The sequence below is a fragment of the Microcoleus sp. LAD1_D3 genome, assembly GCF_036702135.1.
Classification (GTDB): domain Bacteria; phylum Cyanobacteriota; class Cyanobacteriia; order Cyanobacteriales; family Microcoleaceae; genus Microcoleus.
On the sequence record NZ_JAUBSB010000055.1, the window covers coordinates 24,766 to 44,747 of the forward strand.

Here is a 19,982-nt window from a genome sequence, read left to right on the forward strand (position 1 = left end):
TTGTAGATTTTAGATTTTAGATTGATTTCTATATCTCAAGCTAATCAATTTTAAAAGTCTAATTTGGAACTTCAGATTAATCTAAAATTTCAAGTTGTTTTGTCAATCGGACTCCTCAACTTTCACAAGAGTGAATAATTCCATGCAATCATTCAAACAAGCCGGCTCAATTTTACTGTACGTTCTAGGTGGCATCGGGTATGTAGCAATTGTAGCTACTATTGTAGGCGTTTCAATTCTCATCAAGTGGGCCGCTCTGCTACTAGCAGACAAATTATTATATACAATTCTGATTATCGGCGATTTGTTGAGGGGTATCGAAATTATTGAACTATTAAATATATTGGTATTTGCGTTTATTGGTATGGGAGTGGGTGTGGCGACAAGGCTTCTACACCCTAAATACGGTCGCAAAATTAGTGCTGCTTTGTTAATAGTTATAGTTCCCTTAGTTTTCATGATTACGCCAGCCATTCGATATAATTCTTGGCTGGACAAAGTGGAAGAATCGGATAAATTATCGCCTCCCCAAACTGCTACCTTAACTAACTCATTTTTGAATAGAAAAGTAGGATTGCCTGGTTTTATCGGTTATTACGTATATACTGGTCAGTTTCCGGTTATTCCGACGAAACAATCGGAGATGAAAGACCTCGACAGTTTTGAAAAAAAAGTTAATTCCAGATTTGTACAGTTCACAGGTATTGCTCCGACTATTGTTTCTTGGTCAATGCGGGTTTGTTTTTGGCTGATTAGAATATTTTACTTTTCTATAGCGGTTATTGCAACGATCGCTCATTTTAGGGAAGGTGTGAGAATCGCCAGACGGTAATACGATTTTCGATTTTCGATTAAAGAATTGGGAATCACTGATGAAAATCGTGGTTGGGAACACGGGCATAAAGTTGCATTATTTTTTGACAATTGTATAAGAATAAAAGCAGTAGGGTGCGTCAGATTCTAGCTCTTCGATTATTAAGAAATAACCCTCTGCTGACGCACCCTAGTCAACTGCGATTTTTAGGGCTGAACAATCAGTTGACCAATTTTTATCAAGACTTGAAGAACCGTATAAAGTTCGTTCATTAGAGGAACAGGTGAAAATATTCTTGATAAGTCATATTTAGGCGGATTCTGAAAGTCTAGCTTGACGAATACAATTTCACTGCCATTTGTCATCGCAGCAAAACTCGGTCTATCCTTGCGGGGATTGGCGGTCATGTATGCTAGTGTTTGGGGAAGTGCAGACCTTACTGAAATGGTGGTGCGCTTCGACTCTAAGAGTGTCACCCACAACTGATTTTGCATCACTAAAACATCAATCCGTCCCTTGAGAGTTTCTACTTCATCCTCCTCGTCATCTAAAACAATTTGTACAGATTTTTCAGCCATCATTTTAAACGGTGGATCGTAAAAACCCGCTCGTTCCAATAGAGGCGAACCCATGATTAGCGTAACGGTTCCTTCTGTAAGGCTTCCATCATTTAAATGATAAAGATATCGCCGCCGAATTAAATTGAGAGCGGCTTTATCGACTTCTGTAATTTCGGGTAAATCTGCATACCATTCTGGGAAAAATCCCTCGGATTCAGTTCGCGTAAGATTGAATCGAGATTCAACATCTGCTAAAGTTTGAATAATTTCAGTAATAGCTGTTGTTTGTGTCATATTTTAAACTCTTGCTGCAAGCGATCGATAATTGTATTACGCTCGATGGTGGCGAGAATTTCTTGAATTACCGTATCTTGTCCCAGGGGGCCCCAGGTGCAGCCTTTTTCTAAATAAACTTGGGCGGCGCGACCGACAGCGTAGGTTCCGTAAGCTGCTAAACTAGCTTGAGTGACAGCAACTCCCGCAAAAGTAGAAAAGCCGATGTGCGGGGCCGCTGCGGCCGCAGTTTTGCCAAATCCCAAGAGAAAACTGCTGCCCAATTCTCCCAAAAGTACGCCACCAGCGCTGGAGAAAATAGTTTGCCAAAGTTTCCCCGCTTCGTAACCAGTCATGGGTAAGCCGTAAAGTCTGGATAAAGAGCGAATTAAGGCTAAATCTGCGACAGTTGCGCCCATTACATCTAAGAATGCCACGGGATTTAAACCCACAGCCAAAGCTTTATATTTTGCAAATTGCCAGATTAAATCTTCGGCTTCTGCTTGTCGCAATTTGAGAACTTGACGGGCAATATTTGCTTCGGCATCTCTAGCTTCAACTAAAGCATTTAGAGCGAGGAGCGATCGACCTTCTCTGTTAAGAATTGTGAGAATTTTATGTTTGAGTTCGTCTATCTGCGCGGGCGGCGACTCCCATTCGTTAGTTACTCTTCCGTCGGACCATTCCACCCGCACTTGCACCGGCGCGGGTTCGGCGGCTACCATAACTATTTCTAAAGATTTGGCAGTTTTAAGCGGCGATTGTGCTGTAGATTTATCGGAGGAGTTGTTTGGGCGATCGGACTTTTCGGGATCTGTTTCCTCTGTTACCGTAGCGGCTGCTAACTGTTCTGAATTTCCCAGCGCTTGCAAACTTTGGTAAATAGCTTTTCTGTCTAATTCTGGATAAAGGTCAATTTTATTAAAAACTAAAATCAGCGGTTTTTGAGCTGTTTGCAATTCGCACAGTGCTTGATATTCCGTCCGGGTGATATCGCCTGCAACGACAAACAGAATTAAGTCTGCTTGGCGAGTTACTTGTTTCGCCATTTCGCCGCGCACTTCGCCGCCAACCTCATCAAGTCCGGGAGTATCAATTAATTCTACTTGGATTTTTTCTTTGTCTTCTGTGGTGGGAAGATAAGGAATCGTCCAACGCACGGAACGCGGCCACTGAGTCACGCCGTTGAGAGGGCCTGTTTGCAGAATTTTTTGACCTAAAAGCGCGTTTAATACGGCTGATTTCCCACGGCTGACTAGGCCAAAAGTAGCAATGCGAATGACGTTGTAGTCGAGTTTTTCTGAGGTGGAAGTTAAGATATCTAACTGCTTTTGCAGCGTTGCTTCTAATTCTGTATTATTCGAGTTTTTTTGGCCTTGGCGCAGGTGGGAATAGCGCGCCAGGGATTCGCGCAAACTGGCACGGGCTAGGGATAAGCGATTTTCTTGAGGGGAATTGTCAGCCATTGGCGATCGGCTTTTTTAAGCAGGTATAATTTAGCGTTGAATTATAAATCCTATTTCTTATTTTAATACAATTTTTTATAAATTTATAACTTTTTATTTGGGAATTAGGTAGGGATACGGCACTGCCGTGTCCTGATGGATATTTTGGGCTAGCGACGGGATTTAATATCAGATATCCTAGGCGATCGACCGAATTTAATATCGGATGCTGGACTAATTTTAAGGGGCCGCTGAATTAACGATTTCTTAATGGGCTGGGGCTAGGACACGGCAGTGCCGTGTCCCTACGGATATCATGGGCGATCGACCGAATTTAACATCAGATGCTGGACTACTTCTAATTGGCCGGCGACTTAACGGTTTCGGGCCCAGATACCTGAGATGAAAGGCGACTCGCCACTTGGTTGACGAAAGATTGCAAGAAGGAAACTTGCTGATTTTGCGTAAATACTGCTTGCAAAGTTTTAGTCAACTGGTCGAGATTGAAAATGCCTTTGGCAGCATTTTCCAATTCTTGACTTTGGAAATATTCAATTAAACTCAGTCCTGCTATTCTGGTAAAATAGGCTGCACTAATTCCCTGCACCGCGCCTCCGGCTACATAGGTGACGGCATTGCTTTTCAGCAGTCCAGTAATAGTTTGGGTAGACAGTTCTACTAATCCCAATTTGAACATTTGATTAGCCAAAGTACCCGCTACTGTCTTAGCTTGGTCTAAGGAAAACTGTTGCTGGTAGATAGCGCCGAGATCGATTACGAGTTGGGTACTGATGGCGGTTGTTGCTAGCAAGTCTAAAGCCGGAACCGGGTTAGCAAACACGGTGGCGGCGGCGATGTACTGATATTGTTCGATAATCGGAATTGCCCGATCGCGCCTGACTGCATTTAATAAGGTTTTTGCCTCTAACTTGATACTTGCAGCCTCGCGCACTGCACTCGCCCAGACCAACTGTTGCCGTTCTTCCGTTAAGATTTTAGTCAATCTTTCCGTCAGCGCGTCGAGTTGAGAGACTTGATTTTCGATGCGTTCTTTAAATGTGCCGTCCGCTTGGTGCTGGCGCACTTTAATAGAATTGGGAGAAGCTGCGATCGCAATTATATCTTCGGCTCCCAATATTCCTTGCATTTTCTGCTGCAAAGAGTGCAAAACCTGCGACTGCTGTTCTGGCAAATATTGGTCTAGTTTGTTCCAGACTAGCAGCACGCGCTGACCTGCGGCAGCTAGCTGAGATAATGTTTGAAATTCGGAATCTGTGATGTCGCCCGCTGTCACAAACAGCACTAAATCACCGCCGATTTTGGCATCGGCATTTGTATTAGCAAACAGCGGTGATGTGTCTTGTAAACTAAGCTTTTGCGGGTGTTGAGATGCCCAATTAGAATTTAAAACTTGAATTAAGGCAGTTTTGCCCACAGCTTTGCCGCCAGTTACGGTAATCCGCAAATCTTGTCTGTCTAATTCAGCTCTGAGCCGATCGAGCTTTGCTGTTAGATTAGCAGGATCGGCGGAGTTTTGAGCTTCTGAAGCCAGCAATTTAATGGCGGCTTCGGAAGTCGCGATCGCTTTTTCGGCTGCTTCCCGGTTCGCCAAGGGTTCCGGGAGTGCGAGTTCGAGTTTGGGGGATTGTTGTTTCCACCACCAATACCCCGCACCGGCAGCCGCCAAGCCGATGAGTGCCGTTTCGCCCATTTCTGAACCCGAATGCTGTAGAGTTTCCAGCAGCCACAGCGCTGCTGAAAGTCCTATTCCGCCTATTAAAATCGGTCGCCGCAAGTTAAGTGTCATTTTTTCCTTCCTGTGGGTATTGTCACCAAGCTTAACCTTCGCGGGCTTGGCCTCCCTCCCTATCTCCATCGTACCTCTGCGGCATCCAAACTGGCAGGCGGGCGATCCGACTTTTTGCGATCGGGATTTGCGGCCCGCTGTACAATAAACCTTTTGCACTTCTACAAACGGGGAATAGAAGACTGAAGTGCTCACTACAAACGGGGAATAGGGGACTGAAGTCCTCACTACAAACCCATAGATTTTTACAGGATTTTGCAAATATAATAGTTGATTTTTTCTCTATGTTGGTAATGCTTGAGATTGTGATTCAAAAATATCAATTATTTGTTTGGGAATTGCTCGCGGTCGCATGGTGGTAACTTCAACCCAAACCCAAAGCGCCTCGGCTTTTAACAATATTTCGTCATTTCCAGCTAAGCGAATTTCGTAGCGGCGGACAGCGCGCGGGCCGCGCATTTGTTCGATCCAAGTGGATATCTCCAATCGATCGCCTGCGGCAGCCGATCGCAAATAGTCAATCTCTATCCGCCGCATTACAAAAACTCCGCCCAATTCCCGGTAGCGATCGAGTGTAAATCCCAAGTGTTCTAAATGTTCGATCGCAGCGTGTTCTAAATAATGCTGGTATACAGCATTATTTACGTGACCGAGGGCGTCCATTTCGTAATGGCGCACTCTAATTTGTGTAGTAAATGGTGTCAATTTCTCACCTTTCCACTTGTTGGGGTATTTTGTAGTTCCGAGTGCGATCGCACTCGGGGTCGATACTCGCTCGGAACTGATTGCAAGTTACACTAATCATAGTTGAAACGCCACTACTTCCAGGTTAATATTAGTCCTGGAAGCACGACAGGTGAGCACCTTGGTTTTTTAACTACAATACACGGGCTTAAAACCCTCAGTCTCGGTTGAAAAACCCGGTTTCTTGGTTCTGAGTGCGTCCCGGACTAAATCTTTGAGAAATCGGACGGGTAATTGTTTAATCTCCCAGACAAATGCCTAAACCACGGGCAGTTTTAACCAGAGTACCATCGAAGTCTACAGGTCTGTATTTGGCGATCGCATCTTCCAGCGGAACGCTCACAACTTCCCGCTTTTGCCAAGATACCATGCAGTCGTATTTCTCTTCGGCAATTAAATCAACTGCTGCGACGCCAAAAGCAGAAGCAATTAACCTTTCTAGCGATGAAGGAGTTCCTCCTCGTTGAATATGTCCCAAAACGGTGACGCGAGTTTCTGCACCGCTGCAGTCAGAAATTGTATCAGCTAAATACTGACCAATTCCGCCTAATCGACTTTGACCTAAGCGATTTGTGTGCATTACTAACTCGCCTTCTTCCGTGCGAACGGCCTCCGCTACTATAATTAAACAGTAGTTTTTTCCCCGGTCTAGGCGTTCTTGGATTTGGGCGCAGATATTGGAAATTTTGTAAGGGATTTCGGGAATCAAAATTATATCAGCTCCCCCAGAAATTCCGGCACTGATGGCAATATGTCCAGCGTCGCGTCCCATGACTTCAACAATCATGACGCGACTGTGACTTGCCGCAGTAAAATGCAAGCGATCGAGTGCTTCAGTGGCAATATTGACAGCAGTATCAAAACCGATGGAACGCTCGGTAATTCCGACATCATTATCAATAGTTTTAGGAATAGCAACTAAATTCAAATTACCTTGTTGAGCAATCTTCCTGAGAATGGCAAGACTACCGTCGCCACCAATGCCAATTAAGGCATCCAAACCTAGTTGATGATAGCCTTCGATAATGTCCTCAGCACGATCGCGTAGAGTCCCATCCGGCATCGGGAAAGCAAAAGGGTCGCCCTTATTTGTCGTGCCTAGCATCGTACCGCCAATGGTGAGCCACGAGTCTACTTTCTCAATATCCAACGGAATTGCTTGAGGGGGACGACTCATCAATCCGTTGGTGGCTTGACGAATCCCCATCACTTTCCAATTGTAAGTTCCCGTTGCGCGGTGGACAACGGCTCGAATAACTGCGTTTAAGCCTGCACAGTCACCCCCGCTAGTGAGGATACCGATACATTTTTGTTCTCCCATAATTAATGCCCGACTTTTGTTCCTCAGAACATGAGTTGATATTTTTAGATCGCGATCGTCCAATCCTGATTTTCGACGAAAATAGGTAGGCGAAAATAAACTTTACTCTGTCACAGAATGTAAAGCTATCATAACTTTTGTGATTGCTTTCATAAGATATCGCTCCTTTGGGGAGCGTTTCACTCGTTTTTGACTACTTATGTATTTTCAAGCTTCATCGACCTAATTAAGTGCCTCATCTCTGACGCATCCCACAAGTTCGATCGCCAACTAAGTAGCATGGCCAATCACTGTCTCCAACAAAACATCAATTTTACTTGGGATTGAGGCGTTTAGAAACTTGGTTAATTATACCGCTGAGAATAGCACCGCCCATAAGAATTCCCAGGGCGGGATTAAATACGGGCTGCCAGAGACTGTACCACAAATCAAAACCGAGATTCACTCCGGTCGATCGACCCGCTACTGCGATCACAAACCACCCAAAAATGGCAAAGACGAAAAACACATCAGCTACTAAAATCAAGTTGAGAAAGTTAAGAAATTTATCTTTCATTGTCGAGGGTTCCTTTTGAGTGTATATGTGTCAAGTTTTGGCAAGCGGTTGGTAATGGAGCGGATTGATAGCTGCAACTGGCGATCGAATAAAGATAAAATATCATTCAATTGTTTTCGCGCACAGGCTGTCAAAATATGGTTCGCTATACACTTCCTCAAAGCCCCGAAATTATTTTAACTGTCAAGGGGAAAGATTCAGCCAAAGCCCGCGAAGAAGCGATGGATCGGCTGATGGATCTCATGGATGAGGGCAAGCTGCCTACGGAACTCGTGGAGGGATTTGGGCCCAAGCAGTTTGTTGAAGTTAAGGATATCGAAGATGCTGCGTCTGAAGGCGAGGACGCGATTACTGAAGCAGTGCAGATTTTGAGCAATTTGGCAAGTCTCAAATTGAAAGTGATGGAATCCCGCGAAGAAGCACTCAAAATCCGGGCGGCGATCGACATTTTGTTTACAGATGAGGCTGTGACTGCCGAGGAAATTGGTCGTTTAAAAGATGGTTTCAAGGTTCTCAAAAACTTTGCTCAAGCTAACGTCCGCTATCGAGAAGCTAGAAGTAAAGCTGAAGAAGCACGGGCAATTCTCGACGAAGCTTTGCAATCTGTCGAACCGGAAAACAAGGCGCAGAAATCCGCGAAATAGTAGCAGGTTGGGTTGAAACTCACATCTTGCACCATTCTCGCTTAACAGGCTTTCCGGCCTGTTCCACAAATAGTAAATTTTCTTGTGGAACAGGCCGGAAAGCCTGTTCCTAAAAAACTGATTGAGATTGGTGCAACATCTCAGTTGAAACCTATTTCTGTCATTGCGATCCGAAGGGAAGCAATCGGAAACCTCGGCGATTGCTTCGTTTCTTTATTCGGACATACAATAACTCTGCTGCAAGACATAATATTAAGTTTATCCACATTGAAATCTGGAAAAAATTGTGAGCCAACAACAAACAGGAACTCTCAGAAACTCCATGTCAGGCAGCTTGCTGCTGGCTAAAAACTTAGGCTTTGAACCAAAAACTGTGATTGATGTCGGCGCGGCATTGGGAACGTTTAACCTTTACGACACTTTCCCCAATTCGCGACATTTGCTAATTGAACCCATCGTCGAAAATGAACCTTATCTCGCCAAAATTTGCCGCAAGCTCAAAAGTGCAGAATACATTATTGCGGCAGCGAGCAAAGAATCGGGAGTTTTCACCCTCAACGTCAGTCCCGGTATGGTGCATTCTTCACTTTCGGAAAATCGTGTTACTGACAGCAGCAATCCTTATTTAAGAAAGATACCAGCAATTACCCTGGATGGAATATGCAGGGAAAGAAACTTGTCAGGCCCGTATTTAATTAAAGTCGATGTAGACGGACAGGAGTTAGATGTTTTAGCGGGAGCAACTGAAATTTTGCAGCAGACTGAATATGTAATTGTAGAAGTTACTTTGTTCGGTCAGATGTATGATGTAATGAGTTTTATGAAGTCCCAAGGCTTCGCAGCTTACGATATTGTTGATTTGTCATATCGCCCGACTGATACAGCTTTGTGGCAAGTTGACATGGCTTTCGTTAAGGAATCCGGTCAATTTAGAAGAGAGAGGGGTTTCGCAACAGGACAGCAGGATATCGAAGCACTTAACTCGCATCTCAAAGCTTATCGGGAAAGTTTCATCCAACACATTGAGACTCATTACAGCGACCCAGTAGAGCGGGAACCACAGGTCAGTCAAGCTATTTTGGGCGAAGATTATGTCATCATTTAACTCAAGTTTTTTTCATCTGATACCAAATCCGGGTCGCACTTCGCACGCTTATTTAATTAATCCTCAATATCTAAAAAACTGGTTTTCTAAATGCTGCTATTGTCGTCTATAAGCTTGCAATCTGCTGTAAATAGGCTTTCATTGGATATCAGAAAGTGGGAATGCCCTAATCCGGGCCTCACCATGATAGAAATATCAATGCAGCTAAAAACATTAGAAATCGAGGTTTACGAATTTGAGACGTAGGGCATACCTCAGTAGCCTCTGGAGCTAGAGTAAGACCAAGTAAAGGCACTGCTTTTACTTGGCATCAAGCTGTGAAGGAAGAATCCCCCGTCAAGCTACGCTGTGACGGGGGAGGGTCAACTACCATAATTAATCCCAAGGCGCTTTTGTTGTGAACCGTTGAGTTGCGGGCGGCCTAAGCTGTCCACCATCAACCAGTGGAGACGCTCAATTCTATTTCTTTAGCCCAAGGTATTGCTGCCAAAATATAGTAGATGTCATCTCCTTTGAAGCACTTTTCCATTTTTCACTTACGGATGACCATTCATTACTACCTTCAGCAGCAACTTTAAACCACCTAGTCAAAAGGTTAGTACCAGCTAATTTATCTACCTCATTTTGGTTATTATAGCTTTTACTAAGCTTTACAATGCTCATGTGAAAGGTTTCTGGATCAGAGTTTTTGATAAAATCTGGACCTTTTAGATAGTCTTCAAAAGATTTTACAACCATCTCTACATGATTATAATCAAATTTTGCTAAAGCCTGAAGTATTACTTTTGTCAAATGCTCAACTGCATCCATATATTCTGGAGAATAATGGATGGAATAAGCTATTAAATCATTGCGGATATAATAATAATTTTCCCAATTTACATTCTTGGCCGAAGCTGGTTGATGCCACACCGCCAGTGATGGAAAAGCTACAATGTTATTGCCCAGCTCTTTTATTCTTAAACCAAACTCTACATCATCTATTTTGATAAATAAAGGCAGCGGTAATTTAGTTTGTTCAACCAGTTCCTTAGAAAAAGAGAAAAACCAAAATCCGCCATAGTCTACATCTTCTTCCTTGAGCAACCTGTTGAGAGAATTAGAATCTCGTAAATCGATATTATAATTTAAAGCAATTAATGCCCCAGGCCCAAATCCTCTATTTTTAGAATAGGCGTTGTACGATGCTCCTGCTTCATACAACATATGCTTTTTTTGTAAATTTAGCAGTCCACCCGCTACAGCAAAATCAGAATTGGCGTATTCATACAAAGGAAATAATTTATAAATACATTCACTTTCTAACTCTATATCATCATCCATAAGCAAAAAATGAGAATATTTTTTTTCCTCTAAAGCTTCCACCAACCCTCTGGTAAAGCCCCCGCTTCCACCAGCATTTATATTAGGAACTAGCCTCAGTTTAGGCTTTCCGAAATCAGCTTCATCTAAAGTTCTACCATTATCAACCACGAATACTTTAAAGTCCTTGGTTTCTAGTAATTCATCTTGAAAAATTGCATTTAAAGTATTTTGTATAAAGTCCTCTTTTTTAAAGGTGCAAATTACAATCCCCAAGGAGGCTTCTCTAGTTTTACTTTGATCAGTTGCTATCCATGCCCCTTTAAATTCACCATGTTCGCTAGAACAAGTTATTTCAAAATATATTCTGCCCGCTTTTTTGCCTTGAAGGAGATTTATTGGTGAGATTTTTACAGGATCAGAGAATTGACATTTCTCAAAGCTTTCTTCAGAAATAATTTCTTTATTTTTTTGTCCATCAAATTCTCGGTAAACAGAAACTTTAAAATCGCCTTCAAGTTTCAGCAAGTAGTAGATAGAGCTAAGAGTTGTATATTGAGTATAAAATCTCTCGTAAAACGAATTAAAGTAAGAATTTGAGGAGACAACACCACCATGAGATAAAACAACTTTTTTGTCATCTTCCTGGTAGTTTATAGATGCAGATTCATTACACCGTATATATACATCCGCGCTTTCGGCTGATTTTGGTAGCTTAATTCCAGCTAATATATTCATGTAATATCTACCTCTTCTTGTAGTAAACTTAGTTATTTTATTTGACTGATGTTAAACAGTCTTAGCTTAAGAGTAATTTGTGGATAGGTTCTAGTACCTCCTCCTTTAGGCATAACTCCTATCACATTTTTTTAAGTCGTGGATAAAGGGATTGATATCGAAACCAAGCCTCTTCTAGGATTGGATCAACTGATTGGGGAGTGGCAGCAAGCATTGGTGTGGGTGCCAGTTTGATGGTGTCATTAGCATCTGCGTATACGCCAATTCCGATACCCGCCAGTAGAGCAGCACCACGTCCAGAAGCCGCAGCAACTGTAGTTGAATAGAGGGGTATTCTCAATACATCGGTCAGTAATTGTTTCCAAGGCATTTCTGCTGTTCCACCGCCTGCTAAACGCAGTTCTGTCGCTTTAAAACCTGTTGCTTCAAGTGCCTCAAAACCTTGTCGTAAGGCAAAAGCAACTCCCTCTAAAGCTGCCCTCATCAGGTGCGCCTGTGTGTGATGCAGTCCAAGCCCCACCCATGCCCCGCGTACATAGGGGTCAAGGTGTGGAGTTCGCTCACCTGTGAGGTATGGCAAAAATGTCAACCCTTCACATCCTGGGGGAACAGAAAACGCTTTAGTATAGACTTCCTGCCAACTCAAGCCGAGGATACCTCGCACCCACTCAAGCGCTAACCCGGCATTTTGCATTGCTGCAAGGGCGTACCACTGGTTAGGTACGGCGGCTCGATAGAGATGTGTACGACCATGAGGATCGATAATTGGTTGCGATCGAGGTGTAATGATTTGAGCGCCTGTGCCGATGGTGAGTTGAACCAAACCAGGCTCTAGTAGTCCGTTACCAAGTGCCGCCGCTGCTGTATCCGCCGCACCAGCAATAACGGGTAAGCCAACTCTTAAGCCAAGATGCTCTGAAGCAACAGTTGTTAGATAACCTGCGATCGCACTAGAGGGGATAATTTTTGGTAAGCAATCATAGCGTAGATTCAGCGCTGAAATTGCATCCTCTGCCCAGTTGTCCGACACAACATCGTAAAGCAAAGTACCACTAGCATCAGATGGTTCGGTTGCAACTTCTCCAGTCATCCGTAACCGCAGCCAATCTTTGGGCTGGAGTGCCCAACGCGCTTCGGTGTAGACAGTAGCCTCGTGTTCTCGTAGCCACAACAAAGTGGGGCCCGCCATTCCAGCCGTAATCGGGTTGCCCAAGCGCTCTAGGATAGAGGCATCGAGCGAATGATAAGTGTTCAGCGTGGCACTAGAGCGAGTATCTGCCCAGAGGATAGCAGGACGCAGAGGCTGACCCGACTCCGAAGCTAGGACAACACCGTGCATTTGCCCTGAAAGTGCGATCGCCTGTACCTCTTCAGCGTGATTTCCCACTGCCTTCCTAACAGCCGAGGCAACAGCTAACCACCAATCCGCAGGTTCCGACTCAGCCCATCCAGGTTGGGGTGCATGAACCGGATAGGAGCTTGATGCTTCACCCATTGCCGTTCCGTCTGTCGCTAGGAGCAATGCCTTAACAGAGCCTGTTCCTAAATCTATGCCAAGCAGCATTAGGCTCGTCCTCAAGAAGTGACATCCTCCCACACTACTATAGTCAAAACATATGTTTGATAATTAACCTGAAATCTTGGTACTAAGGTAGCTGAAGCTTAACTCTTTAGATGCACATCAGCTTAGAAACACCCCCGGCATTGTGAACCCACTTCTCCTGCAAGGTAGATAAATATATCCCCCTAATGGCAGACAATTAGATATAGCAAATGTTATATCTTCCTGAATTTGTCTAATTCCTCCTCGAACTCTCGTGCTTCAAGAGGCGAGCGCGCTTAAGCAATCAGACGTTACAAACCCTGATTGATGCCTGTGCGGTCGCCATTGCTTTCGCCGCAGGCTTTCAACAGCATATTTCTAAACCTGTAGGGGCAGAAGACCTGATTCAGGCGATAACTTCGTTAAGCGCTGCTAACGCTGCCTTGGTCAGGCACCTCAGAATAACGCAACCTCATTCCCCTTACATTTCCAGTTCTCTACTCGCCCGTTGACTCAAAACCAATGACTGAAACTTCGCCTACATCCATTGCAATAACCGCCCCTTTGCCTGCAAATGAGGTGGAACGATTAGAGGCACTGCGGCGATACAACATTCTGGATACTCCAACTGAAGCGGCATTCGATCGCATTACGTCACTGGCGGCTCGTCTGTTTGATATGCCAATCGCCCTAGTCTCTCTGGTGGACAAATCGAGAGCTTGGTTCAAGTCCTGCTACGGCTTTGAGCTACGGGAAGTGGAGCGAGAAGCTACAATTTGCAGCTTGGCGCTGTTATATGACGATGTTCTAGTCATTCCCGACACCAGGCAAGACAAGCGCCTCACCTGTAATCCATTCGTACAAAATGAACCAGGTCTGCGGTTTTATGCGGGTGCACCGTTGCTCACCCAAGATGGCTTTAACCTCGGCACGCTTTGTTTGTTAGATATGAAACCGCGTAATGCCTTAACTGATGAGCAAAAAGCGACTTTGGCAGATTTGGCGGCAGTGGTTGTGGACGAATTAGAGCTACGGCTAGCAGCGCATAAAATTGCTCAACTGGATGCGGCTCTACTAGAGGTGACGCAGGGCGTTTCTACGGTGACGGGTGAGGCATTTTTTCCGGCTCTGGTACAACACTTCACAAAGGCACTGGGAAGCGATTATACCTATATTGGTTTGCTCACTGGAGACGACAATGAAGCGATTACAACAATCGCGGCTTGTGCCCAAGGTCAAATTATCGACAACTTTGAATATCTGTTGCAGGACACACCTTGCCGAGAAGTCATTCGACAACAAAAAATGTGTTGCTACCCCCGTGGTGTGCAAGCGTTATTTCCCAAAGCTCCCCTTCTAGAACCCTTGAACGTGGAAAGCTATGTGGCAATTCCGTTCTTTGACTCGGCAGGCAAACCATTAGGGTTGCTGGGCGTGATGGACGGCAAGCCGTTGGAAAATGTTCAGCTTGCAGAATCCCTGCTGACAATTTTTGCCATACGGGTTGCCACTGAACTGGAGCGGCAGCAGGCCGAGGAGATGCGAATACAAACGCTGATCAAAGAGCAGCAGTACAGCCGCCAACTGCATGGATTGACGCAGGCAGCCTTAGCAATCAACGCAACCCTTTCTGTTGAACAAGTGCTGCAAGTGATTACCGAGCAGGCATATCAAATCATTGGCACTCACCAGTCGGTCACAAGCCTGTCAATCGATCAAAACTGGGCACAGGCAATTAATGCTGTTTACTTGTCCGACAAGTATGCCCAGTGGCAAGACTATAACGACCAGCCGGATGGATCTGGAATCTATGCCTGTGTCTGTCATTTCAACCGATCCATGCGAATGACCCAGGTAGAACTGGAAGCTCACCCCAAGTGGAAAGGGTTTGGCGAGGCAGCAGACAGGCATCCCCCCATGCGCGGCTGGTTGGTTGCTCCTCTCGTGGGGCGAGACGGGCGTAACATTGGGTTAATCCAGCTATCCGATAAGTACGAAGGTGAGTTTACAGAAGAAGACGAAGCGATTCTGGTGCAACTAGCACAAATGGCATCGGTGGCTGTTGAAAACACTCGGCTGTATGAAGCCCAACAGCTTGCCCGCACACAGGCAGAGTCAGCGAACCGGATTAAGGATGAGTTTTTAGCCGTGTTGTCCCATGAGTTGCGATCGCCCCTCAATCCGATTCTGGGCTGGACAAGGCTCCTTCGCGAGCGCAAGCTGGATGAAAAAGCCACAGATCGTGCCCTAGCAACGATCGAGCGCAACGCTAAATTGCAAACGCAACTGATAGAAGATTTGCTCGATGTCTCTCGAATTCTTCAAGGAAAGTTGAGCCTCAATGTCTGTCCCGTTAATTTGCCATCCATCATTAAAGCGGCAATGGAAACAGTCCGTCTGGCAGCAGAGGCAAAGTCAATTGAAATTCAGATGCGATTTAAACCGGGTATTGGCCAAGTTTCCGGTGATTCAACCCGCTTACAACAAGTGGTGTGGAATCTGCTATCCAACGCGGTTAAGTTCACCCCAATGGGGGGACAGATAGAAATCACATTAGAGCAAATCGGGTCTGAGGCACAAATTCAGGTGAGTGACACCGGCACGGGAATTTCTCCAGACTTTTTGCCCCATGTGTTTGAGTATTTCCGACAAGCGGATAGCACTACAACCCGCAAGTTTGGGGGATTAGGGTTAGGGTTGGCGATCGTGCGTCAGCTTGTCGAGTTGCACGGAGGAACTGTTGCAGTAGACAGTCCGGGAGAGGGACAAGGGGCGATTTTTACCGTCAGACTGCCGTTGAGAAGGGAAAGTGCCACGCCGAAGGATGAAGCAGCTACGACTAACTCCTGCACAACTGTTTCTGACACTTTACCCCTTGCAAACATCCGGGTTTTGATTGTCGATGATGAAGCCGACTCGCGTGATTTTCTCGCTTTTGTCTTGGAACAAGCAGGTGCAGAAGTGACGGCAGCAGCGTCTGCAAGCGCTGCATTACAAATACTGAGCCAATCAAAGCAAGATATTCTAATCAGTGACATCGGGATGCCGGAGATGGACGGCTATATGTTCATGCGTCAGGTGCGATCGCTGGAATCAGAACAAGAAAATAATATTCCTGCGATCGCACTAACTGCCTATGCTGGAGAGATCAATCAGCAACAGGCACTTGCCGCAGGTTTTCAACGGCACATCACCAAACCTGTAGCCCCAGAAACACTGGTTCAAGAGATCGAGAACATGGTTAGCTGTATTTAACTGGCCGATCTCAGCAAACGCGCGATCGCTTTTACCAATTCATCAGGTTCAACAGGCTTGGAGATATGCATCTGAAATCCGGCAGCTAGGGCTTGCTGCTGATTGATCTCTCCAGCATAGGCAGTAAGTGCGATCGCTGGAATCGTGCCTCCCTGTTCAGGTGACCACTTTCTAATGTGCCGAATCAGGGCATAACCATCCATCTGGGGCATCCCAATGTCACATAACAGCAGATCGGGGACAGATTGATTCAGGAGGGTCAAGACCTGTGCAGCCGAAGCGGCTGTGGCAACTTGTGCGCCAGATTGCATTAGGGTGAATGCTGCCAACTCCCGCATATCTGCATCGTCGTCCACAACCAAGATTTGAATACCTGCTAAGTCTGCCGCACTTTCTGGGTGCCTGTCATCAGAAGAGGGTTCCGGCTCTACGATGTTTAACGGTAGCCGGATGGTAAATGTAGCCCCTAAGTTCTGTCCTAAGCTGTCTGCTTGAACGGTTCCTCCGTGCAGTTCGGTAAAATGACGGACGATCGCTAGTCCCAATCCCAAGCCGCCGAATTGTCGGGTTATGGTGCCATCTTCTTGACGGAAATAGTCAAACACATGAGGTAAGAAGTCTGGTGTGATGCCTTTTCCCGTATCTTTAACTTGAATCTGAGCATACATACCAACCTGCTCTAGTTGCACCTCGATTCGTCCTCCGGTTGGGGTGAACTTCACAGCATTGGAGAGGAGGTTCCAGACTACTTGTTGGAGGCGATTGGTATCGCCTGAAACCGTTCCTGAAATAGGATTAAATGTGGTCTGGATTTGAATGTGTTTGGCTTCGGCTGCCAGTCGTACCGTTTCCCGTGCAGCCTCAATCATTGCCGCTAGATTCACAGGAGCGACGTTTAACGTCATTTTTCCTTGCAGAATGCGCGAGACATCCAACAAGTCCTCAATTAATTGGGCTTGCAGCTTGGCGTTACGTTCGATCGTTTCCAGGGCTTGCTGCGTTTTTGTGCCATCTAATCGCCCAGTTCGTAGCAATTTTGTCCAGCCCAGAATCGGATTGAGGGGCGATCGCAACTCGTGGGACAACACCGCCAAGAATTCGTCTTTAATGCGGTTAGCGGCTTCTGCTTTGGCGCGATCGCGTTGAGCCTGCCGATATAACTGAGCATTGTCGATCGCCAAAGAAGCACGACGAGCCAGTTCCTCTGCTAGTTGCAAATCTGCTGAGGTATACCGTCGTCCAGATTCGGCTGAGATAAAGGAAATGGCCCCTAGAATTCGTGCCTGAGTTCGTAGTGGCACCGTCATTACGGATCTGAATCCAACCTGCCGCAGAATCTCTAAATGCTCTGAATCACGCGCTGCCTGTACCAACAGTTCATCGGGAATCTCCGGCACTAAATCAGGTTGTCCAGTTCGCAATGTGTATGCAGCACCGCGAGGGTCATCCGGGTTCATAGGATACTTATCTCTAATCTGATGTGCCCATTCCAGTTTGGCAGGGTTAATGTGAGCAACCGCAATCTGCTCGATCGCACCATCCTCTTCTATCATGTGAACCGTACACCAGTCCGCTAATTTCGGCACTGTAAGCTGCGCGACTCGCTCTAGAGTCGTTTGATAATCGAGTGAGGATGCAAGCACCGCACTTGCCTCAGACAGAAAGCGTTGGGCAAGCTCTAACCTGACGCGTTCAGTCACATCGACTACATAAACTAAAACCCCTTCAACCTGACCATTTGAGTTAACAGTCGGAAGATAGTAAACGTTGTAGTAACCGGGATGGCGATCGCTGCGTCCGGGAACATTCACCGCAAAGTTTGGTGAAATGAAGGGATTCCCTGTGGTGTAGATCTGATGAAAGACTTCAACTACTTGGGGATCGAATTGACCAAAAAGTTCTGGAATGGAATGTCCTAAGTGTTGTTCTCGGGTTAATCCATTAATTTCTGCTAAGGCTTCGTTGATGGCAATAAATCGCTGCTTTTCATCTAACAGGGCAAGTCCAACCGGAGACGTGTCAAAAATAGTTGCCAGTTGGTGCTGTGCGGCTTCTGCCTGAGAACGGGCAAGGCGCTCGCGTTCTAACAGTTGTTCTCGTTCTTGTTCTGCTTGCTTGCGCTCCGTCACATCCAGTACCAGCGATAACACCGAAATCATCCGTCCCGATTCGTCCCTGAGACTGGAGTTATACCACTGGCAATGCACAATGTTGCCATCTTTCGTATAGTTGCGGTTGTAGGAACAAATATGAGGTTCTTCACCATAGGTCAGCCGTTGGCAGACTTCAGTCACCGGTTCGAGGTCTTCCTCAAAGACAAAAGGTATCTCTGTTAAAGATTTGCCGATTATTTCTTCGGCTTTCCAGCCCAAAATGCGCTCTGCACCAGCAGACCACCGAATGACTCGAAAGTCTCGATCCCATTCAACGACTGCCATTGGAGAGTTTTCAACATGAAAGTTGAGCTTTTGTAGGGCTTGACGCAACGCCTCTTCTGCTTGCTTGCGCTCTGTGATATCAATGACAACTCCGATCGAGTGCTTGGGCTTTCCCTGAACATCATAAGTAAACTTTCCTCTCGCTTCCACCCAGTGAACCGAGCCATCTGACCAACGTAGGCGATATTCATGGTGATACTCTTTCTTTTCAGCTATGGCTTGCTGAAATTTCGCCTCAGCTTCTGCTAGGTCATCGGGATGAACCCGACTTGCCCAAACCTTATAGCCCGGTTCGCACTCATTCGGTTTTAGCCCTAGTATCGTGAAGTGTCCTTCTGACCAAAGCAATGCCTCGGTCTGCATGTCCCAATCCCACGTTCCCATACGTCCAACCTTCAGAGCGAGTTGCAGATGAGCTTCACTTTCTCGCAATTGCTCTTCTGAGCGTGATCGCTCCACGGCTAGCCAGGTTTTTTGAGCAATTCGCTCCATTAGCACCACATCTTCCTCCGTCCAGCACCGGACAGAGACATGGTGCAACACCAACAATGCAACAAATCGTCCTTCTTTCACTAAGGGAACACACAGGAGAGATTTGGTTTGAATTGCGTCAAAGGTAGCAGCCCCCGATCCGGCAGTCCGAGGATCGCGATTGACATCATCTACGACAATAGTTTTGCCCTGCTTTAATTCAGCAATGAGTTCACGACCAAAGGAATCCATGTGATGGCTACCGACGATGCTGATTACACCATTGCAATAGTCGCGATCGACGATGACGTATTCCTGAGTAGAATCAATTTCGCCGTAAGTACAGCGGGTAACTTGGAAGTGTTGCCCTGTGGCACAAACCACTTGCCACATAATTTCCTTGGGGTCTTGAATGGCACGAATCGCGTCATTCAATTCAATCAGAAATTGCTGCTGTCTCTCCTTGTGCTGAAGTTCTGCCAGTAATGCCTCAATCTGTTGCCTTGCCCGCACCTGGGCTGTCACGTCCCTGTTATAAATTAAGACGCCCTGAATGGTTCCCTCAGCATCTCGCCAAGCCGGAAAGATACAGTTAAAAAATGCCTCTTCCAACACCCCATCGCCATTGCGATCCCAGTAAGTAGGTGACTCCTTCCGAATAAATGTTTCTCCCGTTCGATAAACCTGTTCAAACGCTTCAAAGTAAATTTGCCCCTCTATCTCCGGGAAAACATCCCGTATTGATTTGCCAATAATGCCTGGAGTGCGTCCAGTCCCTTGCAGGTAGGTGGGATTGGCAAATTCATACACCAATACTCCGGACAGTTTTTAAGCAGCCAAAGTACCATAATACAAGACAGAAGGAAGATTAGGATGGTTTAAAATCAACTCCGGGTCTAAATCTAACTTATCAATAAAGGTACAAAGTAGATGCTTATTGAATTCCAGACGTTTATAAGAGGCCAT

General features: G+C 45.8%; 12 protein-coding genes and 1 pseudogene. 4 read left to right on the top strand and 9 right to left on the bottom strand.

Annotated features, from left to right (window positions below; genetic code table 11):
• The first annotated feature begins 142 nt into the window (after positions 1-142).
• Positions 143-832 carry a hypothetical protein gene (locus tag QUA74_RS23580; RefSeq protein WP_333334017.1) on the top strand — a complete coding sequence of 230 codons (690 nt, stop codon included), beginning with the start codon at positions 143-145 and terminating at the stop codon, positions 830-832.
• Positions 833-1,020: 188 nt separating this feature from the next.
• Here QUA74_RS23580 and QUA74_RS23585 read toward each other — a convergent pair whose 3' ends face one another.
• The 6 genes from QUA74_RS23585 to QUA74_RS23610 all read right to left on the bottom strand — a co-directional run bounded on the left by QUA74_RS23585 (position 1,021) and on the right by QUA74_RS23610 (position 7,520).
• Entirely contained in the window at positions 1,021-1,668 is a 648-nt protein-coding gene (locus QUA74_RS23585) for a type I restriction endonuclease subunit R (protein WP_333334019.1), read from the bottom strand.
• Positions 1,665-3,113 carry a GTP-binding protein gene (locus QUA74_RS23590; protein ID WP_333334020.1) on the bottom strand — a complete coding sequence of 483 codons (1,449 nt, stop codon included), beginning with the start codon at positions 3,111-3,113 and terminating at the stop codon, positions 1,665-1,667. The genes QUA74_RS23585 and QUA74_RS23590 overlap by 4 nt, the downstream gene beginning before the upstream one ends.
• A 337-nt stretch (positions 3,114-3,450) precedes the next feature.
• Entirely contained in the window at positions 3,451-4,899 is a 1,449-nt protein-coding gene (locus tag QUA74_RS23595) for a slr1306 family protein (RefSeq protein ID WP_333334022.1), read from the bottom strand.
• Positions 4,900-5,181: 282 nt separating this feature from the next.
• The gene (locus tag QUA74_RS23600; RefSeq protein ID WP_333334024.1) at positions 5,182-5,604 is read right to left on the bottom strand and encodes a thioesterase family protein; all 423 of its coding nucleotides are present in this window, start codon (positions 5,602-5,604) and stop codon (positions 5,182-5,184) included.
• Between the two features lie 277 nt (positions 5,605-5,881).
• Positions 5,882-6,964 (bottom strand): ATP-dependent 6-phosphofructokinase, encoded by a 1,083-nt coding sequence (locus QUA74_RS23605; protein WP_333334026.1) that lies wholly within the window; start codon positions 6,962-6,964, stop codon positions 5,882-5,884.
• A gap of 313 nt (positions 6,965-7,277) precedes the next feature.
• On the bottom strand, positions 7,278-7,520 hold the full coding sequence (locus QUA74_RS23610) for a hypothetical protein (protein WP_333052315.1): 243 nt from the start codon (positions 7,518-7,520) through the stop codon (positions 7,278-7,280).
• A gap of 137 nt (positions 7,521-7,657) precedes the next feature.
• Between QUA74_RS23610 and QUA74_RS23615 the strand changes: the two genes are divergently transcribed.
• Positions 7,658-8,164, top strand: a complete 507-nt coding sequence (locus tag QUA74_RS23615) for a hypothetical protein (RefSeq protein WP_006634121.1) — start codon at positions 7,658-7,660, stop codon at positions 8,162-8,164.
• Positions 8,165-8,450: 286 nt separating this feature from the next.
• Complete coding sequence (locus tag QUA74_RS23620; protein WP_333334028.1) at positions 8,451-9,269, top strand: FkbM family methyltransferase; 819 nt, start codon at positions 8,451-8,453, stop codon at positions 9,267-9,269.
• 459 nt (positions 9,270-9,728) lie between these two features.
• Here QUA74_RS23620 and QUA74_RS23625 read toward each other — a convergent pair whose 3' ends face one another.
• A complete protein-coding gene (locus QUA74_RS23625; protein ID WP_333334030.1) occupies positions 9,729-11,309 on the bottom strand; it encodes a glycosyltransferase in 1,581 nt (526 codons plus the stop codon).
• 121 nt (positions 11,310-11,430) lie between these two features.
• Complete coding sequence (gene xylB, locus QUA74_RS23630; RefSeq protein WP_333334032.1) at positions 11,431-12,873, bottom strand: xylulokinase; 1,443 nt, start codon at positions 12,871-12,873, stop codon at positions 11,431-11,433.
• Between the two features lie 501 nt (positions 12,874-13,374).
• Here xylB and QUA74_RS23635 point away from each other — a divergent pair.
• On the top strand, positions 13,375-16,107 hold the full coding sequence (locus tag QUA74_RS23635) for a GAF domain-containing protein (protein WP_333334034.1): 2,733 nt from the start codon (positions 13,375-13,377) through the stop codon (positions 16,105-16,107).
• On the opposite strand, the pseudogene QUA74_RS23640 reads toward QUA74_RS23635, so the two are convergent.
• Positions 16,104-19,826 (bottom strand): annotated as a pseudogene (locus QUA74_RS23640) (PAS domain S-box protein); the annotation flags it as partial. The gene QUA74_RS23635 and the pseudogene QUA74_RS23640 sit on opposite strands and share 4 nt — an antisense overlap.
• Positions 19,827-19,982: the final 156 nt, after the last annotated feature.

Coding starts and splice junctions, on each gene's coding strand:
- QUA74_RS23595 (WP_333334022.1), bottom strand. CDS start 4,899: ATGACACTTAACTTGCGGCGACCGATTTTAATAGGCGGAATAGGACTT.
- QUA74_RS23590 (WP_333334020.1), bottom strand. CDS start 3,113: ATGGCTGACAATTCCCCTCAAGAAAATCGCTTATCCCTAGCCCGTGCC.
- xylB (WP_333334032.1), bottom strand. CDS start 12,873: ATGCTGCTTGGCATAGATTTAGGAACAGGCTCTGTTAAGGCATTGCTC.
- QUA74_RS23635 (WP_333334034.1), top strand. CDS start 13,375: ATGACTGAAACTTCGCCTACATCCATTGCAATAACCGCCCCTTTGCCT.
- QUA74_RS23625 (WP_333334030.1), bottom strand. CDS start 11,309: ATGAATATATTAGCTGGAATTAAGCTACCAAAATCAGCCGAAAGCGCG.
- QUA74_RS23615 (WP_006634121.1), top strand. CDS start 7,658: ATGGTTCGCTATACACTTCCTCAAAGCCCCGAAATTATTTTAACTGTC.
- QUA74_RS23585 (WP_333334019.1), bottom strand. CDS start 1,668: ATGACACAAACAACAGCTATTACTGAAATTATTCAAACTTTAGCAGAT.
- QUA74_RS23580 (WP_333334017.1), top strand. CDS start 143: ATGCAATCATTCAAACAAGCCGGCTCAATTTTACTGTACGTTCTAGGT.
- QUA74_RS23610 (WP_333052315.1), bottom strand. CDS start 7,520: ATGAAAGATAAATTTCTTAACTTTCTCAACTTGATTTTAGTAGCTGAT.
- QUA74_RS23605 (WP_333334026.1), bottom strand. CDS start 6,964: ATGGGAGAACAAAAATGTATCGGTATCCTCACTAGCGGGGGTGACTGT.